This window comes from Streptomyces sp. NPDC107581 (assembly GCF_055657175.1).
Genome location: NZ_JBVKBH010000001.1, coordinates 411,261 through 430,907 on the forward strand (window position 1 = coordinate 411,261; position 19,647 = coordinate 430,907).

The window sequence follows — 19,647 nt, forward strand, 5'->3', positions numbered from 1 at the left end:
ATCGCTCTGCAGCCAGCACCGTAACCGCTGCTGCTGCAAAGGCGGGGCTCAGGACAGCAAACGTCCCCGTTCGGGGCCTTCGCCCGCGGTCCGCCGGACCGCGAAGACCGTGGTGTCGTCCACCAGGCGGCCGCCGCTGTGCCGCAGCACGCCGTCGCGGACCCTGCGCACCAGCCGCCGGGGCTCGGCCAGTCGCGGGTCGGCCAGCACGGCCCGGGCCAGCCCCCGGGCCGGCTCGTAGAACGCCCCGGTCCCGTCGCGCGCCTCGGTCACCCCGTCGGTCATCAGCAGCAGGGTCTCCTCGCGGCCCAGCGGTACCCGGTGCACCCGGGGGCGGTCGTCCGTGAGGTCGCCGAGCCCGAGGGGGAGTCCGTCGGCGCTCGGCAGGGCGCGGATGCCGTGCGGGCCGACGGCGAGCGGCGGCTCATGGCCGAAGTTGACCAGTTCGACCGTGTCCGGGTCGTCCTCGGGGTAGCCGATGAGGACGGCGGTGGCGAAGCGGTCGCCGTCGTCGTGGCCGAGGGCGGCGGTGTGCCATCGGTGCCGGCGCATGCGCACCTCGAGCCGTTCGGCGACGGTCATCAGCTCCGGCTCGTGGTAGCCGGCCTCCCGGAAGGTGCCGAGCAGCGCGGCGGCCGCCTCCACCGCGCCCAGGCCCTTGCCCTGTACGTCCCCGACGAGGACGCGGGTGCCGTGCGGGCCGGGCTGGATGTCGTAGAAGTCGCCGCCGACCCGGGCGTCGACGTCGGCGGCCAGGTACACGCCCGCGTGCTGCAGCCCCGCCCAGTCCGGCGGCAGCGGGCGCAGCACGGTACGGCGGGTCGTCTCGGCGATGTCCAGCATGTGCAGCATCTGCCGCTCCCGGCGCACCCGCACGGCCGAGGCCAGCGTGGCCAGGGCGCCGCCGAGCGCGACCAGGACGAAGTCGGCCAGCCCGGCCTGGTACTCGCCGGGCCAGGCGCTGTCCACGACGACGTACGTCACCACCGACAGCACGGCGAAGCCGGCCGTCGTCCACACCCCGCAGAGCGCGGCGGAGATGCCGGGGACCAGGACGATCCAGGAGATGATCCGGAACCGCTCGGAGGTGTTGAAGTCCAGCAGCGCGATGGCGACGAGCAGCAGCAGGGGCACCGCCCATGCGATGCTCCGCCCGCGGACCCGCAGCGGCTGCCGCCGGCGCCGGTACTCCATCTCCGTCACGGCGGGCAGCCTCCTTTTCTTCAGAGAAGCACGGGAGGAATCCGGCCGCATCCGGGCACTCGTCACTCTCCCGGCCGACTTGCCAGGCCGTACCCGCAGGTGTGCCCTGGAAAACGGGGGCGAGGAGAGAGAGGAGTGCTCTCATGGCTCAAGCGGCGCCCGCACCCGAAGGCGTGCCCGGACCCGCCCGGAAGGCGGTGACCCGGGGCCCCACGCCCAACGTCTTCGACGAACGCACCCATCGGATCGCCCGGCTGGCCGTGCCGGTCGTGCTGGGCCTGGTCTACGGCTACTGGGCCGCGGCCAACCGCCGCAGCGGCGGTCCCATCACCGGCTGGAACGTACTGTTCGGCTTCGTCACGGCGATCGTGTTCGCGGCGGCGCTCATGGCCCTTCTGACGCTGGCCCCGCGCATGCGCCGGGAGGTGCACGCGCTGTCCTGGACCGCGTTCATCGGCTGTGCGTTCGGGTTCCTGTACAGCCAGGGCGGCGAATCGATCCTGAGGTCCGTGGGCATGTCGCTGGCGGTCTCGGCGGTCACCTTCGCGGTGTTCTTCTACCGCTTCTACACCCACGAGGACGCTGCCGGGCACCGAGTGCGCTGAGCATGCGTCACGCGCGTGGGCCCCGGCCGGTCTCCGTCCGGGGCCCACGCACTCCCCTGTGATTCCCTCCACCGTCCCCAGCACCAGGAAACACCCGTTCGGGTGAGGCCTCCACCGGAGAACGGAATCCCCGGACCCGCCAGTCGGCGCAGCCGTTCAGCTTGACTTTTCGCCCGAATGCAGTCATATCGCTCGCGCACCGGGGCGACGGGTCCTTGCCTTGAAGCGTGTCCCCACGCATCAGGAGTGCCCTGTCGGCCGTACTGATCGCCCTGTCCTGCCTGCTCGTGCCGTTCGGCGCGCTGGCGGCCTGGGCGGCGTACGGACTCGCCGACACGGGCCGGTACGTCACCACGATGGCTCCGCTCGCCGCCGACCCGGACGTGCGGGACGCCGTCGTGGCAACGGTCGGGGACGACCTCGTGCGCGAGGTGGACCACCGGATGGACGTCCGCCCGATGCGCGGCTCGGTCGCGCCGTTCGTGCACGAGGCGGTGCGCTCCTTCACCCAGACCCGCGCCTTCCGGCTGGCCTGGGACACCGGGAACCGGGTCACGCACGACGCGGTGCTGCGCGCCCTGCGCGCCGAGGACGCGGACGACGGGCGCGCGCAGCCGCTCACCGTCGACCTCGCCCCCGTCACCGACGAGGTCAAACGCCAGCTCACCCAGGACCATGTGCCGCTCGCCGCGCGCATCCCGGTGCAGCACACCGCCGTCCCGCTGCTCCCGGCGGGCGAAGTGACCCAGCTGAGAAAGGGGTTCCGCGTGCTCGAAGTCGCCGGCTTCTGGCTCCCGGTCGCGGCCGTCGTCTTCGCCGGCGCCGGGATCACCCTCGCCGTCGGCCGCCGCCGCGCCGTCGTCGCGACCGGGCTGGGCACGGCCCTGGGCGGCGCCCTGCTCGCGCTCGCCGTCGCCGTCGGCCGCGGTCTCACCCTCGCCGGCCTGCCGGCCGATGTGTCCCATCCGGCCGCGGGTGCGGTCTACGACGCCCTGACCGCCACTCTGCGCACGGTCGCCTGGCTGCTGCTGGGCCTCGGCCTCGCGGTGGCCCTGACGGCCTGGCTCACCCGCCGTCCGCGGCTGTCCCGTCGCGCGCGAGGGCGGCGAGGGTCCGCAGCGCCCACGCCAGATCCGGCTCCGGAGCCGACGCGAGTCCAAGCCTGACGGCGTCCGGGGCACGGCCCGGCCCGACCGAGAAGGCCGTACCCGGTGTGACGGCGATCCCGTGCGCCCGGGCAGCCGCGGTGAAGGCGTCGGCCCGCCAGGGCGCGGGCAGCTGCCACCAGGCGAAGTAGGCCGCCGGATCGGACCGTACGGCGAAACCGTCCAGCTCCGTCGCGACCAGCCGCTGCCGCCGCCCGGCGTCCCGCCGCTTGGCGGCGACCAGCCGGTCCACGGTCCCGTCCCCGATCCACCGCACGGCCGCCTCCAGCGCGAAGGACCCCGCGTTCCACCCGCCGGACCTGACGGCCCGCGCCACCGCACCGGCCCGGTCGGCCGGTGCGACGACGAACCCGATGGTGAGCCCCGGCGCGACCCGTTTGGACAGCCCGTCGACGAGGTGGACGAGGTCCGGGACGAGCGCGGCGAGCGGGGGTTCGCCGCCGGCGTGCAGGAAGGACCAGATCCGGTCCTCCACGACCGGTATCCCCAGGCTGTGGATGACATCGGCCAGCTGCGCCCGCCGCTCCGCGTCCACGGTCAGCGAGGTCGGGTTGTGCAGGACCGGCTGGAGGTAGACGGCGGACAGGGGAGCGGCGCGGTGGACCGCGGCGATGGATGCGGGCAGTGGCCCCCGCTCGTCGGCCGCGAGCGGTACGAGGGTGCTGCCGAGCCGCGCCGCGATCTCCTTGACCAGCGGATACGTGAGCGGTTCGACACCGACCCGGCCGCCCGGCCGGACCAGGGAGGCGAGGGTGGCGGCGATGGCCTGACGGGCGTTGCCGGTGAAGAGGATCCGGCCGGGATCGGGCCGCGGACCGCCGGGGGCCGACAGCCCCGCGACCGCCTCCCTGGCCGCGGGGGTGCCGGCGGCCGGGGCGGGCCGCAGTGCCTCGGCCAGCGCGTCCGCCCGCAGCAGCGGCGCGAGGGCCGGGGCCAGCAGCTCCGGCTGGCCGGGGGCCGACGGGTAGTTGAGCTCCAGGTTCACGGGCGCGCCGCCGGCCGCCTCGGTCAGCGCGTGCCCCGGCTGCCGGTCCGGCGCGGTGGCCCGTACGAACGTGCCGCGCCCGACCTCGCCCACCACCAGCCCCCGGCTTACGAGTTCGGAGTACACCCGCCCCGCCGTCGAGGCGGCGATCCCGTGCCGCCGGGCGAACGCCCGCTGCGGCGGCAGCCGTTGCCCGGGCCGGAGCCGGCCGCCGGCGATGTCGGCGGCGATCCGGTCGGCGATCCGCCGGTAGTCGTCCACGAGCCCCCCTGCCGCAAGGCACACCACATTGCACCGAGGGCAAAGATTTTATTGCACCGAGGAGTTGGGGGTGCCTAGGGTCGATCACATGAGCCCCTTCCTCGCATACGAGGACAAAGGGAACCCCGGTGTCTCCTCCCCGGCCCCCCTCGTCCTCGTCCACGGCCACCCCTTCGACCGCACGATGTGGGCCCCGCAGCTGGCCGCCTTCTGCGCCGGCCGCCGCGTGATCGCCCCCGACCTGCGCGGCTACGGCGCCTCCCCGGTGACCCCCGGCACGGTCCCGCTCTCCCGGCACGCCCGGGACATCGAAGAACTCCTGGACTTCCTGGGCGTGGGCTCCTTCGTACTGGCCGGCCTGTCGATGGGCGGCCAGATCGCCATGGAGTGCTACGCCCGCTTCGGCGACCGCGTCCGGGGCCTGGTCCTCGCGGACACCTTCCCCGACCCCGAGACGCCCGAGGGCAGGCTGGGCCGCAACGCGCTGGCCGACCGGCTGCTCGCCGAGGGCCTGCGCGGCTACGCCGACGAGGTCCTGGACAGGATGGTCGCCCCGTACGCCGACGCCGAGGTCAAGGCCCACGTCCACCGCATGATGACGGCCACCTCCCCCGAGGGCGCCGCGGCCTCCCTGCGCGGCCGCGCCGAACGCCCCGACTACCGCACCCTGCTGACCGAGGTGACCGTCCCCGCGCTCCTCGTGACCGGCGCCGACGACACCTACACCCCGGTCGCGGACGCGAAGGCGATGCACGCGGCGATCCCCGGCTCCGTACTGCACGTGGTCGAGGGGGCGGCCCATCTGCCGAACCTGGAACGGCCGGAGGAGTTCAATGAGGTACTGGGGACATTCCTGGCCGGGACCGACGAGCGCCGGGCACCGTGGACGGGCGAACCCCACGCGCCGGGCTCCACCAGCGAGGACGACCCCGGGTGGGCCGGGTCGAAGCGGTCATAATGGGCGCATGTCCCGCGAGTTCCCCATCGGCCTCACCCCTCCCGACTGGCTGGTCCGGAACCTCCAACCCCACCGGGCGCCCCTCAACCGGCCCGCGATGGCCCGGGCCGCCGCCGGCCTGTCGCTCCCCCTGGCGATCGGCCTCGCCGCGGGGCAGCCCGCATACGGCGCGCTCGCCTCCATGGGCGCCCTGAACGGCGTCATCGGCGACACCGCCGACGCCTACCGCATGCGCGTCATCAACATCGCCGTCCCGCAGCTCGTCGGCGCCGTCGGCGTCATCGTGGGCTCCCAGGTGTACGGCAGGGGATGGGTCGCGGTCGCCGCCGTCACCGTCGTCGCGCTGGTGTCCGGGATGATCTCGACGATCGGCGCGGTGGCCTCCGTATCGGGCCTGCTGCTGCTCCTGAACGCCGTGATCGGCGCCGGACTTCCGCTGCCCGGGCCCTGGTGGGTGGCTCCGGCCCTGATGACCGGCGGCGGCCTGCTCGTCCTCGCCCTGGCGCTGCTCGCCTGGCCGCTGCGCGCGGGGGTGCCGGAACGCGCGTCCGTCGCCGCCACGTACCGCAAGGTGGCCGACCTGCTGGCCGCCTGCGGCGACCCGGACCGCTACACCGCCACCCGCTTCCACGTCACCCAGTCCCTCAACCAGGCCTACGACCTCGTCCTCGCCCACCGTGCCCGCCACCACGGCCGCAGCCGCGAACTCACCCGGCTGCTCGCCCAGTTGAACGCGATGACCCCGGTGGTCGAGGCGGCGCCCGCCGTCCACCTCGGCGGCCGTCCGCTCCCGCCCCAGGTCCCCGAAGCGGTCCGCCGCCTGGCCGACGCCGTCGAGACCGGCCGCACGGGCCCGGTGGCCCTGCCGGTCCTGCCCGCCCCCACCACCGAGACGGCCCGGGCCGTCGACCACGCCCTGCGCCACGCCGCCGAGGTCGTCACCACCCCGGACATCGACCCACGAGGCATCGACGACCGCCTCGGCCGCCCGGCCGCCCTCGGCATCCGCACGGCCCGCGCGGCCCGCAGCGTCGTCCTCTCCGCCAACTCCTGGCGCTACGGTCTGCGCCTGGCCGTCTGCATCGGCATCGCCCAGGCCCTGGTCTCGCTCGTCGCGGTCCCCCGCTCCTACTGGGTGGCCCTGACGATCACCTTCGTCCTCAAGCCGGACTTCGGCTCGGTGTTCTCCCGGGCCCTGCTGCGGGCGCTGGGCACGGTGGCCGGGCTGGTGATCGCGGCGGCGGTCCTGGCGGAGGTGCCCCGTGGCTGGTGGGACGTCCCGGTGATGCTCGTCCTCGCCCCGCTGATCCCGGCCCTCACCCCCCGCGGCTACGGCTACCAGACCGCGGCGATCACCCCCGTGATCCTGCTCCTCTCGGACATCCTGAACCACCAGGGCACGGCCCTTCTGCTGCCCCGCCTCCTGGACTCCCTCATGGGCTGCGCGATCGCCCTGGTCGCCGGCTATCTGCTCTGGCCGGAGAGCTGGCACACCCGGGTCGGCGACCGGCTGGCCGACGCGGTCGCGGACACGGCGGCCTACGTCGAGGCGGCATTCGGCCAGGACACCGAGCCCGCCGCCCGCGCCCGCATGCGCCGCCGCCTCTACCGCGACCTGTCCACCATCCGCACCGAGTTCCAGCGGGCCCTGACCGAACCACCGCCCACCGGCCGCCGCGCCGCCGCCTGGTGGCCGCTGGTGGTCGCCGTGGAACGCATCGTCGACGCCACCACGGCGGCCCGCGTCCGCGTCCGCCACGGCGCCCGGCCGCCGTCGGCGGCCGAGATCGACCAGGTGGCCCTGCAGCTGCGCGAACTGTCGGAGGGCGTGCGCCGGGCGGAGACCCTCACCGCGGTCCGCACCGACCTGACGGGCCCCTCCGACAGCGTCCTGGAACCGCTGCGCCAGGAGGTGGCCGCGGCACGGGCGATCACGACACCCCATTGACCCCTCGGCCAGCGACCGAAACGCAATGTAGGGCCGCTAACCTTACGTGTCCGTCCTGGCCAGGGATTGACGGGCATCAACTCACGCGAAGGGTTGCGCACATGGGCATTCTCACTCTCCTGCGGAACGCATTCGGCCGAGGGCGCAAGACGCGCACCGCCGAGGCAGAGGGTGCGGACCGACGCCCTTCACCGACCGCGGCCCCCGAACCGGCGCCCGCCGAACAGTCCCCGACCCCGGCCCCGAACGCCCAGGTCCCCGAGCCCCGCACCTCCTCCCCCGAGGAACACGACCTGGTAACGGCAGCCTTCGACCAGGTAACGGTCCCCCGCCAGGCCACAGAGCCCCACCAGCCGACACCCCCCACCTCCCAAACCCCACCCCACCCGACCCCGGAGCCGACCCCGACCTCGGATGCGACCCCGGCCCCGGAGGCGACCCCGCCCTCGGAGCCGACCCCGGCCCCGGAGGCGACCCCGGCCCCGGAGGCAGTAGCGGCGGCTGAGGCGGCCCCGGTGGTTGAGGCGGAGCCGGCGGCTGAGGCCCCGGCGGCTGAGGCGGAGCAGGTGGCTGAGGCCGAGGCGGAGCCGGCGGCTGAGCCCGAGGCCAAGGCCAAGGCCGAGCAGGCGACTGAGGCCGAAACGGAAACTGAGGCCGAGGCTGAGGGGAAGCCGGCGGCTGAGCCCGAGCCCGAGGCCGAGCAGGTGACTGAGGCCGAGCCGACCGCTGAAGCGGATCACGAGGTTGAGGCCGAGCAGGTACCCGAAGCGGTTCACGGGGTCGAGACTGAGCCGGTGGCCGAAGCGGAGCCGGTGGCTGAGGTGACACCGGAGCCGGAGCCGGCGGCGAAGAGCGAGCCGGAAGCGGAGCCGGTCGCCGAGGAGGCGGAGCCGACGGCGGAGGCTGTCGCGGAGCCGACGGCAGAAGCGACGGCAGAAGCTGTCGCGGAGCCGACGGCGGAGGCTGAAGCTGTCGCAGAGCCTGAACCGACGGCAGACGTGAACGCGGAGGCGGACGCAGACGTAGAGCCGGAGCCGGAGCCAGCCGCCGCCGACGGCGAGGCCGCCCCACAGGGGCCACCCGCACCCGACAACGAAACCCGCACGGGCGGTGCGGGTGGGAACGAGACCGGCGCCGAAGGCGAAGCCGAGGCGGAGCCGGCAGCCGAGGCTGAAGCTGAAGCCGAAGCTGTCGCGGAACCCGAACCGACGGCAGACGTAGACGCGAACGCAGACGTGGACGCGGATGTAGACGCGAACGCGGACGCAGACGTAGAGCCGGAGCGGGAGCCGGCCGCCGCCGACGGCGAGGCCGCCCCGCAGGGGGCACCCGCACCCGACAACGAAACCCGCACGGGCGGTGCGGCCGGAGACGAAAGCGGCGCCGACGGCGAAGCCGAGGCGGGGCCGGCCAAACCCGCCCTCCCCCTCACCCGCGTGAAGTCCCGCACCCCTTCCCTCACCACCGCCTACAAGGCCGCCACCACCGCCCTCAAGAAGTCCGACCTCACCGGCACCCGAGCGAAGCTCTACCTCGTGCTGGACCGCTCCGCGAGCATGCGCCCGTACTACAAGGACGGCTCCGCCCAGGCCCTCGCCGACCAGACCCTCGCCCTCGCCGCCCACCTCGACCCCGAGGCCACGGTCCACGTCGTCTTCTTCTCCACGGAGGTCGACGGCACCACCGACCTCACCCTCACCCCGGACCACGAGACGAAGATCGACGACGTCCACGCCGGCCTCGGCCGCATGGGCCGCACCAGCTACCACGCCGCCGTGGAAGCCGTCCTCACCCACCACGAGAAGAGCGCGGACCCCGCCGCCCCCGCCCTGGTGATCTTCCAGACGGACGGCGCCCCCGACGCCAAGACCCCCGCCACCCAGTCCCTCACCGAGGCCGCCGAGAAGCACCCCGCCGTCTTCTTCTCCTTCGTCGCCTTCGGTGAGCCCGACAACAAGGCCTTCGACTACCTCCGCAAACTGAAGACCGGCAACACGTCCTTCTTCCACGCGGGCCCGGCCCCCCGCGAGCTGACGGACACGGAGCTGTACGAGGGCGTACTCGCCGCCTGGCGCCCGTAACACCCTCCCACCCGGTGCCGTCCGCTTCTCAGCCCGTAAAACGGGGAGCGGGCGGCACACCCATGTCGGCTACGCTTTCAAGGTTCGAAGACGACCGCGGACACCGACAGACACCCGCGGCCGTCACCCCGCGTAGCAACCTGGGAGCAGCCCGCGATGGCTCGACACCTCATCACCAGCGCCCTTCCGTACATCAACGGAATCAAGCACTTGGGCAACATGGTGGGGTCCATGCTCCCGGCGGACGTGTACTCCCGGTACCTCCGCCGGCGTGGCCACGAGGTCCTGTACATCTGCGCGACGGACGAGCACGGCACCCCCGCCGAACTGGCCGCCAAGGAGCTGGGCCTCCCGGTCGACGAGTTCTGCGCCCAGGCACACGACGCCCAGAAGGCGGTCTACGACGGCTTCGCGCTGGCCTTCGACTACTTCGGCCGCAGCTCCTCCCCCGAGAACCGCGAGATCACCCAGCACTTCGCCCGCAAGCTGCACGAGAACGGCTTCATCGAAGAGCGCGCGATCCGCCAGGTCTACTCGCCCACCGACGGCCGCTTCCTCCCGGACCGCTATGTGGAGGGCACCTGCCCGCACTGCGGCTACGACAAGGCCCGCGGCGACCAGTGCGAGAACTGCACCCGGGTCCTCGACCCCACGGACCTGATCAACCCCCGCTCGGCGATCTCCGGCTCCACGGAGCTGGAGGTCCGCGAGACCAAGCACCTCTTCCTCCTCCAGTCGAAGCTGGAGAACGAGGTCCGCGAATGGGTCGCCCGCCACGACAAGGAATGGCCGCAGCTGGCCTCCTCCATCGCCCACAAGTGGCTGACCGAGGGCCTGCACGACCGCGCGATCACCCGCGACCTGGACTGGGGTGTCCCCGTCCCGGCGGACACCTGGCCGGAGCTGGCCGCCGAGGGCAAGGTCTTCTACGTCTGGTTCGACGCCCCGATCGAGTACATCGGCGCGACGAAGGAGTGGTCGGACCAGGACCCGGAGAACCGCGACTGGAAGTCCTGGTGGTACGACGTCGACACCGACGTCCGCTACACGGAGTTCATGGCGAAGGACAACGTCCCCTTCCACACCGTGATGTTCCCGGCCACCGAGCTCGGCGTCCGCGAGCCGTGGAAGAAGGTCGACTACGTCAAGGCCTTCAACTGGCTGACGTACTACGGCGGCAAGTTCTCCACCTCGCAGAAGCGGGGCGTCTTCACCGACCAGGCCCTGGAGATCCTCCCGGCCGACTACTGGCGCTACTTCCTGATCGCCAACGCCCCCGAGTCGGACGACTCCTCCTTCACCTGGGAGCACTTCACCGCCACGGTCAACAAGGACCTCGCCGACACCCTCGGCAACTTCGTCAACCGCGTGCTGTCCTTCTCCCGCAAGCGCTTCGGCGACGACGTGCCGGCCGGCGGCGAGCCGGGCGAGGCGGAGGCGCGCCTCGGCGAGGAGATCGCCGCGCTCCTCGCCGAGTACGAGTCGCACATGGAGACCCTCCAGTTCCGCAAGGCGGCCGCCGCCCTGCGCGCCCTGTGGTCGGCCGGCAACTCCTACCTGGAGGAGAAGGCCCCCTGGCTGGAGATCAAGACCGACAAGGACGCCGCGGCCCTCACCCTGCGCACCGCGATGAACCTGATCCACCTGTACGCGGTGGTCTCCGAGCCGTTCATCCCGGCCACGGCGAAGACCATGCGAGAGGCGTTCTCCCTGGCCGACGACACCGCGGTCTGGGTCACCCAGGAGGACGCGAAGGCCCTCGCCTCCGTCCCCGCCGGCACCCCGTTCACGGTCCCTCCGGTCCTGTTCGCCAAGCTGACGGAGGACGACCTGCAGGCGTACAAGGACCGCTTCGGCGGCGCACCGGAGTAAAAACCCCGGAAGCCCTGGCACGCGGCACATCTAAGCTTGCGGAGCATGCAGACCAGGGGACCGAAGTCCGACGATGCGGAGTCGTTCTACGTGACGACTCCCATCTATTACGTCAACGATGCTCCACACCTGGGCCACGCCTACACGACCGTGGCCGGCGACGTACTCGCCCGCTGGTACTTCCTGCGCGCCGGCACCGGCCACGCCCGGACCCGACCGATGTGAACGTTCCTGCGGACCTCGAAAGAGTGAACGCATCCGGATCGGCCGGGCAGGTGGTACCCGACTGCCCATAAGTTGCGCGCATGGTCACATCAGCCCATGAAGGCATGCACCGGATCTTCCAGGAGCGGCCTGAGATCCTGACACCCGTCTTCGAGGTGTTGGGTATCGACTTACCGGAGAAGGCGGCAGCGTACGCACTCACCACCGACGTGACGGAGACCAGGCCGCTCGTACGGCACGTGGACACCGTGCTGCGTATCGATCCGTCCGACGGTGACGATTTCCTGCTGGCCATCGAGGCACAGGAACGGAGGGATACGAAGAAGGAATCGAGTTGGGCGTACTACATCGCCTATCTGCAGTCGAAGTACGGCCTGCCCGTACTGCTCCTCGTGGTCTGCCGGGACCGAGCCACGGCGAAGTGGGCGACAGGCCCGTTCGACTGCGGGACGCGAGGATGGACGGCCCAGCGGACGTGTCCCCTGGTGGTCGGTCCGGACAACCTTCCGGCGATCACCGACGCGAGAAGCGCGGCCGAGAAGCCCGCGATGGCCGCATTCTCGGCTCTGGCTCACGCCAACAGCCCGGACGGCGACGCCATACTGGAGGCACTGGGCCACGCCCTCGCAGGGATGGACCCGATTGCCGCCCGCTACTTCGGTCAGTTCTTGGACGCCGCACTGGGGGCAACCCCTGCTGGAGACAAATGGAGGGACATCGTGACGTTCGTCAACTTCTTCCCCGGCCGGGGCACGGTCGTCGAGAAGGCGTACCTCGACGGTGTGGCCGAAGGCGAAGCCAAGGGAGTGCTGGCCATTCTGGAAGTGCGGGGCCTTTCCGTCTCCGAGGAGACCCGTGAGCGCATCAGCACCTGCACCGATCTGCACCGGGTGGAGGGCTGGCTCGAGCAGGCCCGTACCGTCGGGCGCGCCGAGGACCTCTTCACCGACGACCCCGCGGACCCCGGACAGCCGTCGGCCTGAGTGATCCGAGGGCGGGGTGCACGCGCTTCCCGCCACGGTTCTGGCAGAGTACGGATGCCGTGAACCTCCCCGAACCCCACCGACGACTCCTCGCGGACGTCGTCTCCGTCGGCAGCCAGCACGTCCTCGTGCTGGCCGGCGGATACGCACTTCAGGCACACGGGCTGCTGCAACGCCCGCACGCGAACCTCGACTTCGCCACCGAGAGCCCCGAGGCGATGGGCCGGATCGCCCGTGCCGTCGGCGCGGGCCTGGAGGCGCGGGGCCGGCAGGTGCGGGCCGATGCCGTCACCCCGCTCACCGCTCAGCTGACCGTCACGGACCCGCCGACCGGTGAGCCCTGCGCGCTCGCGCTGCACAAAGAGGCCTTCTGGCAGCCACCGGAGCTGACCGAGTACGGCACCGTCCTCTCGCTCGAAGACGCCGTGGGCACCAAGATCCGCGCCCTGTACGACCGGGGCGCGGCCGTCGACCTCATCGACGCCCAGGCCGCGGCGACCCGCTTCTCCCTGCCGGAGCTGGAGGAACTGGGCCGCCGTCACGCCCACGACCCCTTCGACCTGCCCACGCTCCAATCCCGCCTCACCGGAACGGATTTCTACTCCGTCGCGGACTTCACGAGGTACGGCCTGGACGAGGCGGCGATCACCGCCGTGCGCGCCTGGGCCCAGCGCTGGTCCGACGACATCGCCGAGCGGCTGCTGGAGGACGGGGCCTCACCCGACCCGGAGAGCGAGCAGAACGGCTGAGGCGGGGAAGGACCTGCCCAAGCCGAAGGGCTCGAAACCGGTGCCGGTTTCGAGCCCTTCGGGTCTGGCTGTGCGTTACTTCGGCTGCGGCTTCCGGACGGACAGGTGCAGCTCCCGCAGGCGGGACTCGTCCAGCTCGGTCGGCGCGCCCATCATCAGGTCCTGGGCGTTGCCGTTGAGCGGGAAGGCGATCGTCTCGCGGATGTTGGGCTCGTCCGCGAGGAGCATCACGATGCGGTCCACGCCCGGGGCGATGCCGCCGTGCGGCGGGGCGCCGAAGCGGAACGCGCGCAGCATGCCCGCGAACTTCTCCTCGACGGTGTCACGGTCGTAGCCCGCGATCTCGAAGGCCTTGAGCATGATCTCCGGCTCGTGGTTCCGGATCGCGCCGGAGGACAGCTCGACGCCGTTGCAGACGATGTCGTACTGCCAGCCGAGGATGTCCAGCGGGTCCTGGGTCTCCAGGGCCTCCAGGCCGCCCTGCGGCATCGAGAAGGGGTTGTGGGAGAAGTCGATCCCGCCGGTCTCCTCGTCCTTCTCGTACATCGGGAAGTCGACGATCCAGCAGAAGCGGAAGACGCCCTCCTCGAAGTGGCCGGCCCGCTTGGCGGCCTCCACCCGGACCGCGCCCATGATCTTGGAGACCTCGTCGAACTCGCCCGCGCCGAAGAAGACGGCGTGGCCGGGGGCCAGGGAGAGCCGCTTGGTCAGCTCCGCGACGTTCGCCTCGGTGAGGAACTTCGCGATCGGGCCGGAGAGCGTGCCGTCCTCGGCCACGCGCACCCAGGCCAGGCCCTTGGCGCCCTGCTCGACGGCGTAGTCACCGAGCTGGTCGAAGAACTTGCGGGGCTGCGCGGAGACGTCCGGCACCGGCAGCGCGCGCACGTGCTTGCCGGCGAACGCCTTGAACTCCGAGCCCTCGAAGACATCGGTGATGTCCACCAGCTCCAGCTTGGCGCGCAGGTCCGGCTTGTCGGAGCCGTACTTCGCCATCGCCTCGCGGAAGGGGATGCGCGGGAACGGGGAGGTGACGTGGCGGCCGCCGCCGAACTCCTCGAACAGCTCCGTCATCAGCTTCTCGATCGGCTGGAAGACGTCCTCCTGCTCGACGAAGGACATCTCCACGTCGAGCTGGTAGAACTCGCCCGGCGAACGGTCCGCGCGGGCGTCCTCGTCGCGGAAGCAGGGCGCGATCTGGAAGTAGCGGTCGAAGCCGGAGATCATCAGCAGCTGCTTGAACTGCTGCGGGGCCTGCGGCAGCGCGTAGAACTTGCCGGGGTGCACCCGGGAGGGGACCACGTAGTCGCGGGCGCCCTCGGGGGAGGTCGCGGACAGGATCGGCGTCGCCATCTCGTTGAAGCCCATCGCCACCATCTTGTGGCGGATCGCGGAGATCACGGCCGTACGCAGCATGATGTTGCGGTGCATGCGCTCGCGGCGCAGGTCCAGGAAGCGGTACTCCAGGCGCCGCTCCTCGTTGACCCCGTCCTCGGCGTTGATGGTGAAGGGCAGCGGGGCGGCGGCGCCCAGCAGCTCGACCTCGCCGACCTCGACCTCGATCTCGCCGGTGGGCAGGTCGGCGTTCACGTTCTCGGTTCCACGTGAAACAACCTGGCCGTCGACGCGGACCGAGGACTCCTTGGAGATCTTGTCCAGGGCTTCGTAGGCGGGCGTACCGGGACGGGCCACCAGCTGGGTGATGCCGTAGTGGTCGCGCAGATCGATGAAGAGGATGCCGCCCAGGTCGCGCCGATTGTGCAGCCAGCCACTCAGCCGGACGTCGGTACCGACGTCAGAGGCGCGGAGCTGGCCGCAGGTGTGGGACCTGTACCGATGCATCGTCGTTCATCGTCCTTCGTGGTGGGGTGATGAGTGCCGGGGCTGCCGCCCCGGCCGGAACGGGCACGGGGCCCGGACCCATCAAGGGTACCGGCCAGGCCAAGATCGGCTCGCCCTCATTTCCCCCGCACGCCCGGCATCGGCGCCGGACTCTCGTCGTCATCTACAACAGTGACGCTCGCCACTCGGATCTTCTTACAGTGGCACCTATCAATCGGACCTTCCTAAAGTGGGGCAATGCGCACAGGCGAGCCCCTGCCGTCCGTCGGTGACGTCCTGGCCGCCCTCGCGACCGGGATGTGGCACTGGGACACGGCCTCCGGCCTGGTCAGCGTGGACGCGGAGGCGGCACGGCTGCTCGGGCTCCCCGCGGAGCCGACCACCCTCACGGAGGGGCAGACCCGGGCCCGCTTTCATCCGGTCGACTGGAACGAGATCACCGGAGTGGTCCAGCTCGCCGTCGCCGAGGGCACGCTCGCCGAGGTGCGCATCCGGATCATGGACGAGCTGGGGCGGGTCGTCCGGGTCGTACGCAGCCGTTCGAAGCCGTCCTACGACCCCGAGCGGCGGGCCTACACACTGATCGGCACCCTCCAGGAGGTCACCGAACCCACCCCGGGCACCGCGGCCGCCCGCAGCGCGGTCACCGGGGACTGGAGGCGCTCCCGGGAGGCGTTCCTGCTGGACGCGGGCCGGGCACTGGCGGAGGCGCGGTCGACACAGGAGGTGCTGCGGGTCGCGGCCGGGCTGTCCATGCCGGGCTTCTCGCCGGACGGGCTCGCCGTGTTCGGCGCGGAGGGCGACCGGCTGACGATCATCGGTCATCACGGGCACCAGCCCGGCGACGACGGCCCCTTCTCGAACATGCCGCTGACCACGGACTACCCGGCCGCCGAGGTCGTCCGCACCGGGCGGGCCGTCTATCTCTCCTCCCCGCACCAGTACAAGGAGCGCTACCCGGTCACCTGGCCGCTGGCCGAGCCCTTCGGCCGGCACTCGTGGGCCTTCCTGCCGCTGACGGCGGCCGGGCGCACGATGGGCGCCTGGATGGCGGCCTTCGCCTATCCGGTGGCCTTCACCCCGGACGAGCGTGCGGTCCTGACGACGGTCGCCCGGATGCTCGCCCAGGCCCTGTCCCGGGCCGGTGCCGCCGACTCCCAGCGGGAGCTGACGGAGGGCCTGCAGCGCTCCATGCTGCCCTCGCTCGGCCCGGAGATCCCCGGGATGCGGGTGGCCGCCCGCTACATACCGACCGGCGGCGGACTCCAGGTCGGCGGGGACTGGTACGACCTGATCCCGCTGCCGAGCGGGAGGGTCGCGCTGGCCATCGGGGACGTCCAGGGTCACGACGTCCGCGCGGCGGGCCTCATGGGCCAGCTCCGTATCGCGCTGCGCGCCTATGCCTCCGAGGGACACCGCCCGGACGCCGTGCTCTCCCGCGCCTCCCGTTTCCTGCACGGCATCACCCACGACGAGGACCTGACCGACCTGCGCTTCGCGACCTGCCTGTACGTGGAGGCCGATCCGGTCACCGGTGTGCTGGAGATCGCCCGCGCCGGGCACCCGGACCCGGCGATCCGCATGGCCGACGGCACGGTGATGATGCGGCCGACCGCGGGCGGGCCGCCGCTGGGCGTCGACCCGGACGCCGACTATCCGACGACCCGGTTCACGCTGGAGCCCGGCGAGACCATGATGCTGTGCACCGACGGCCTGATCGAGACCGGCGGACACGACCTGGCGAGCGGCTGGCGGCGCATCCGCAGGATCCTGGAGGACTACGACGGCTATGACGCGGATCCCGGGCGCGGCCTGGAGGTGCTGGCCGACGCGCTGGTGCAGGGCGTGCACGGGCCCTCCTCGCACCACACCACCGGCCCGCTGGCCGACCGGCGGGAGGACGACATAGCCCTCCTGCTGCTGTGCCGGCCCGAGGAGGGCCACGGCTGCGGCGACACGATCACGGGACGGCCGCGGGTGCGGCGCACGCTGCTGTCGGTGGCCCAGGACGAGCCCGAGCGGATCGCCGAGGCCCGCGGGCACCTGCGCGAGCTGCTCCACGACTGGGCCGGCGGCGAGCAGGTGGACACCGCGGTACTGCTGGTCTCCGAGATGGTCACCAACGTCCTCGTCCACACCGACTCCGACGCGCTGCTGCTCGCCGAGGTCACCGGCGGCCCGGCCGGGCGCCGGCTGCGGGTGGAGGTCACGGACGCCGGTGACGACTTCCCGCACATGCGCCGCCCGGGGGAGCTGGCCTCCTCCGGGCGCGGCCTGGTGCTGATCGAGCTGCTCGCGGACGAGTGGGGCGTGGATCCACGCGGCGAGGGCAAGAGCATCTGGTTCGAGCTCCACGAGTCCGACGGGTCCGAGGGGTCCGAGGGGTCCGAGGGGTCCGAGGGGTCCGAGGGGTCCGGCCGGTCCGACGGCTTCGAGGGGTCCGACGGCTTCGAGGGGTCCGGCCGGTCCGACGGGTCCGACAGGTCCGGCGCCGCCCCGTAGCCTCGTAGCCCCATGGCACGGATACGGACCTGCACATCCGCACCGCGGCACAGGCGGCAGACCTGAGAGCCCGCCCCGCCGCGCCGGCGGCAGGTCTACGGGTCCGACGGCTCGGGCACCCCGTACCGCGCGCGGAGTTCGTGGACGACGGCGAAGGCGGCCGCGGTCAGCGGTACCGCGAGCAGCATGCCGAGGATGCCCGCGACCGACGCCCCGGCGGTGATCGTCAGCATCACCACCGCGGGATGCATCTGCACGGTCCGGCTCTGGATGGCCGGCTGGAGCACATGCCCCTCCAGCACCTGCACCGCGAGCACGACCCCGAGTGCCCACAGGGCGATGACGAAGCCGCGGTCGGCGAGGGCGACCAGCACGGACACCGCGCCGGACAGGAAGGCGCCGAGGTAGGGGATGTAGGCGGTGACGAAGACGAGCGCGGCGAGGCCGACCGCGCCGGGCACCCGCAGCACCAGCAGGCCGATGCCGATGCAGGTGGCGTCGATGAGGGCGATGAGGGTGGTCCCGCGCATGAACCCTTCGACGGCCTCGTAGGCGCGCCGCGCCATGGCCTCCAGGATGTCGGCGGTGTTCCCGGGCGCGAGGGCGCGCAGGTTCTCGACCACCCGGTGGGAGTCGCGCAGGAAGAAGAAGACGAGCAGCAGCGCGAGCACGGCCACCGCGAGGGACTCGCCGACCACGCTGACCCCGCTGATGACGTTGGAGGCGGCGGTCCCGCCGAATTTCTCCAGCAGCGTGCGCGCGTTGCGGGCGAGGTCGTCGAGTCCGGTCCCCGCGGCCCCGAAGTGCTCGGCGACGGCCCTTGCGGCACTGCGCAGCGAGGCGACGATCTGGTCCCCGGTGTCGATGAGGGCGGCGACGACGATGTAGACGGCGCCGCCGACGACGGCCACCACGGCCACACAGGTCAGCCCGGCCGCGAGCGAGCGCTGCACTCCCGCCGCGACCAGCTTCCGGTGCAGGGGGCCGAGCAACGCGGTGCCCAGCAGCGCGAGCAGCACCGGGGTGACGGCGGTACGGAATTCCGCGCACAGCCGCACCCCCACCCACCCGACGCCGGCGACGAGCAGCAGCACGACGCACCAGGCGGCAAGCCGGCGGACGGGTTCGGGCAGCAAGGACACGTTCCCAGCGGACCATGCGGGGCCGGGGCTGTCCCCCCGCGCGAGTCCGGCCGGGTGAGGCCCTGCCCGCGGGACCCGGCAGCGCGTCCCGCCGCGGCCTGTGGTTGCTGGGGGACCGGCCTGCGGCGCAGGCTGGAAGGAACCGATGGGCCCGGTCCACCGGGCCAGGAGGCGAGGTACGCGATGAGCAGGCTCGAAGAGCACATCGACATCGACGCTCCCGCGCAGAAGGTCTGGGACCGGCTGCACGACGTCGAGGCCTATCCGACGTTCATCGACGGCGTGCAACGCGCTTATGCGCGCGGCAGCAACCGCGCCCGTCTCGACGTCCGCACCGGGGGTGTGCAGCGGGAGTTCGAGGCCGTCCTCGCCGACCGCGGCAACGACCAGATCTTCACCTGGCAGACGCAGGGCACCCCGGAGCTGAAGGGCGCCTTCTCGGTCCGGCCGCTGGACCAGGACCACAGCCAGGTGCAGGTCCGCATCGAGTACGAGCCGGCGGACATCCACGACACCTTCGGCGGCCCGCGGGGCATGGCCCAGGTCCACCGGATCGAGAACACGGTGCGGGGCGACCTGCAGCAGCTCAAGAACCTGGTGGAGGGATAACGGCAACCCCCGAGGGGCCGTGCCCTTCGGGGGTTGCCGTACCTGCAATCAGCCACTTCGAGCGGGGGCTGGACCGCCCTCCTACCAGCCCCTGTTGTCGCAGCCCATGCTGGAGCCGTTGTGGGTGTACTGCGCACCCGGGTTGCCCTCGCCGTTGAGCACGTTGCCCAGCGCGCCGTTGAGGATCCCGACCTCGCCGAGGAGGTCGAGGTCCAGGTCATGGTCCTTGCAGTTGGAACTCTGCATGACGTGCGAGCCCCCGTCGGCGTGGGCGGTGCCCGCGCTCAGGAGTCCGACGCTGCCGAGGGCAACGACCAGAACGGCGGTCTTTCGAAGCTTGTGCATGTCATCTCCATGGAGTGGGTGAATACGGTCTGCCACAGATCGACCCCTTACAGTCACGGAGATTAATATGAAATAACCATAAAATGGAGAATGACACGCCGATGCGGACGGCCGTCGACGCACCGCAGCGGCACGACGAGGAAGCCCCCGGCACGGCAGAAACCCCGCCCGTGA

15 protein-coding genes and 1 pseudogene are annotated in these 19,647 nt (G+C 72.0%); 11 read left to right on the forward strand and 5 right to left on the reverse strand.

Features of this window, described 5'->3' with window-relative positions:
* Window positions 1–48: 48 nt before the first annotated feature.
* Window positions 49–1,194, reverse strand: coding sequence for a PP2C family protein-serine/threonine phosphatase (locus tag ACZ7P3_RS01885; RefSeq protein ID WP_472078806.1), 1,146 nt, complete (start codon window positions 1,192–1,194; stop codon window positions 49–51).
* 152 nt (window positions 1,195–1,346) lie between these two features.
* On the opposite strand from ACZ7P3_RS01885, the gene ACZ7P3_RS01890 reads away from it, so the two are divergent.
* On the forward strand, window positions 1,347–1,808 hold the full coding sequence (locus ACZ7P3_RS01890; protein WP_472078396.1) for a hypothetical protein: 462 nt from the start codon (window positions 1,347–1,349) through the stop codon (window positions 1,806–1,808).
* 227 nt (window positions 1,809–2,035) lie between these two features.
* Window positions 2,036–2,974, forward strand: coding sequence for a hypothetical protein (locus ACZ7P3_RS01895; protein WP_472078397.1), 939 nt, complete (start codon window positions 2,036–2,038; stop codon window positions 2,972–2,974).
* Here ACZ7P3_RS01895 and ACZ7P3_RS01900 read toward each other — a convergent pair.
* Window positions 2,874–4,220 carry an aminotransferase-like domain-containing protein gene (locus ACZ7P3_RS01900; protein ID WP_472078398.1) on the reverse strand — a complete coding sequence of 449 codons (1,347 nt, stop codon included), beginning with the start codon at window positions 4,218–4,220 and terminating at the stop codon, window positions 2,874–2,876. The two genes, ACZ7P3_RS01895 and ACZ7P3_RS01900, sit on opposite strands and share 101 nt — an antisense overlap.
* An 88-nt stretch (window positions 4,221–4,308) precedes the next feature.
* Between ACZ7P3_RS01900 and ACZ7P3_RS01905 the strand changes: the two genes are divergently transcribed.
* The 7 genes and pseudogenes from ACZ7P3_RS01905 to ACZ7P3_RS01935 all read left to right on the forward strand — a co-directional run bounded on the left by ACZ7P3_RS01905 (window position 4,309) and on the right by ACZ7P3_RS01935 (window position 13,036).
* Window positions 4,309–5,178: an alpha/beta fold hydrolase gene (locus ACZ7P3_RS01905; protein WP_472078399.1), complete on the forward strand. Its 870-nt coding sequence runs from the start codon at window positions 4,309–4,311 to the stop codon at window positions 5,176–5,178.
* A 7-nt stretch (window positions 5,179–5,185) separates the two neighbouring features.
* The gene (locus ACZ7P3_RS01910; RefSeq protein WP_472078400.1) at window positions 5,186–7,126 is read left to right on the forward strand and encodes an FUSC family protein; all 1,941 of its coding nucleotides are present in this window, start codon (window positions 5,186–5,188) and stop codon (window positions 7,124–7,126) included.
* Between the two features lie 101 nt (window positions 7,127–7,227).
* A complete protein-coding gene (locus tag ACZ7P3_RS01915) occupies window positions 7,228–9,207 on the forward strand; it encodes a VWA domain-containing protein (protein WP_472078401.1) in 1,980 nt (659 codons plus the stop codon).
* A 156-nt stretch (window positions 9,208–9,363) separates the two neighbouring features.
* Window positions 9,364–11,079, forward strand: coding sequence for a methionine--tRNA ligase (metG, locus tag ACZ7P3_RS01920; protein WP_472078402.1), 1,716 nt, complete (start codon window positions 9,364–9,366; stop codon window positions 11,077–11,079).
* Window positions 11,080–11,124: 45 nt separating this feature from the next.
* Window positions 11,125–11,259, forward strand: a pseudogene (locus tag ACZ7P3_RS01925) (class I tRNA ligase family protein); the annotation flags it as partial.
* 125 nt (window positions 11,260–11,384) lie between these two features.
* Window positions 11,385–12,287 carry a hypothetical protein gene (locus ACZ7P3_RS01930; RefSeq protein ID WP_472078403.1) on the forward strand — a complete coding sequence of 301 codons (903 nt, stop codon included), beginning with the start codon at window positions 11,385–11,387 and terminating at the stop codon, window positions 12,285–12,287.
* 59 nt (window positions 12,288–12,346) lie between these two features.
* Window positions 12,347–13,036 (forward strand): nucleotidyl transferase AbiEii/AbiGii toxin family protein, encoded by a 690-nt coding sequence (locus tag ACZ7P3_RS01935; RefSeq protein WP_472078404.1) that lies wholly within the window; start codon window positions 12,347–12,349, stop codon window positions 13,034–13,036.
* 75 nt (window positions 13,037–13,111) lie between these two features.
* On the opposite strand, the gene aspS is transcribed toward ACZ7P3_RS01935, so the two are convergent.
* Window positions 13,112–14,875, reverse strand: coding sequence for an aspartate--tRNA ligase (gene aspS, locus ACZ7P3_RS01940; protein WP_472078405.1), 1,764 nt, complete (start codon window positions 14,873–14,875; stop codon window positions 13,112–13,114).
* 237 nt (window positions 14,876–15,112) lie between these two features.
* Here aspS and ACZ7P3_RS01945 point away from each other — a divergent pair, with 237 nt between their 5' ends.
* Complete coding sequence (locus ACZ7P3_RS01945; RefSeq protein ID WP_472078406.1) at window positions 15,113–17,377, forward strand: ATP-binding SpoIIE family protein phosphatase; 2,265 nt, start codon at window positions 15,113–15,115, stop codon at window positions 17,375–17,377.
* 95 nt (window positions 17,378–17,472) lie between these two features.
* On the opposite strand, the gene ACZ7P3_RS01950 is transcribed toward ACZ7P3_RS01945, so the two are convergent.
* Window positions 17,473–18,519 (reverse strand): AI-2E family transporter, encoded by a 1,047-nt coding sequence (locus ACZ7P3_RS01950; protein ID WP_472078407.1) that lies wholly within the window; start codon window positions 18,517–18,519, stop codon window positions 17,473–17,475.
* A gap of 183 nt (window positions 18,520–18,702) precedes the next feature.
* Between ACZ7P3_RS01950 and ACZ7P3_RS01955 the strand changes: the two genes are divergently transcribed.
* Window positions 18,703–19,128: an SRPBCC family protein gene (locus ACZ7P3_RS01955; protein WP_472078408.1), complete on the forward strand. Its 426-nt coding sequence runs from the start codon at window positions 18,703–18,705 to the stop codon at window positions 19,126–19,128.
* Between the two features lie 81 nt (window positions 19,129–19,209).
* On the opposite strand, the gene ACZ7P3_RS01960 is transcribed toward ACZ7P3_RS01955, so the two are convergent.
* Window positions 19,210–19,473 (reverse strand): hypothetical protein, encoded by a 264-nt coding sequence (locus ACZ7P3_RS01960; protein ID WP_472078409.1) that lies wholly within the window; start codon window positions 19,471–19,473, stop codon window positions 19,210–19,212.
* Window positions 19,474–19,647 lie beyond the last annotated feature (174 nt).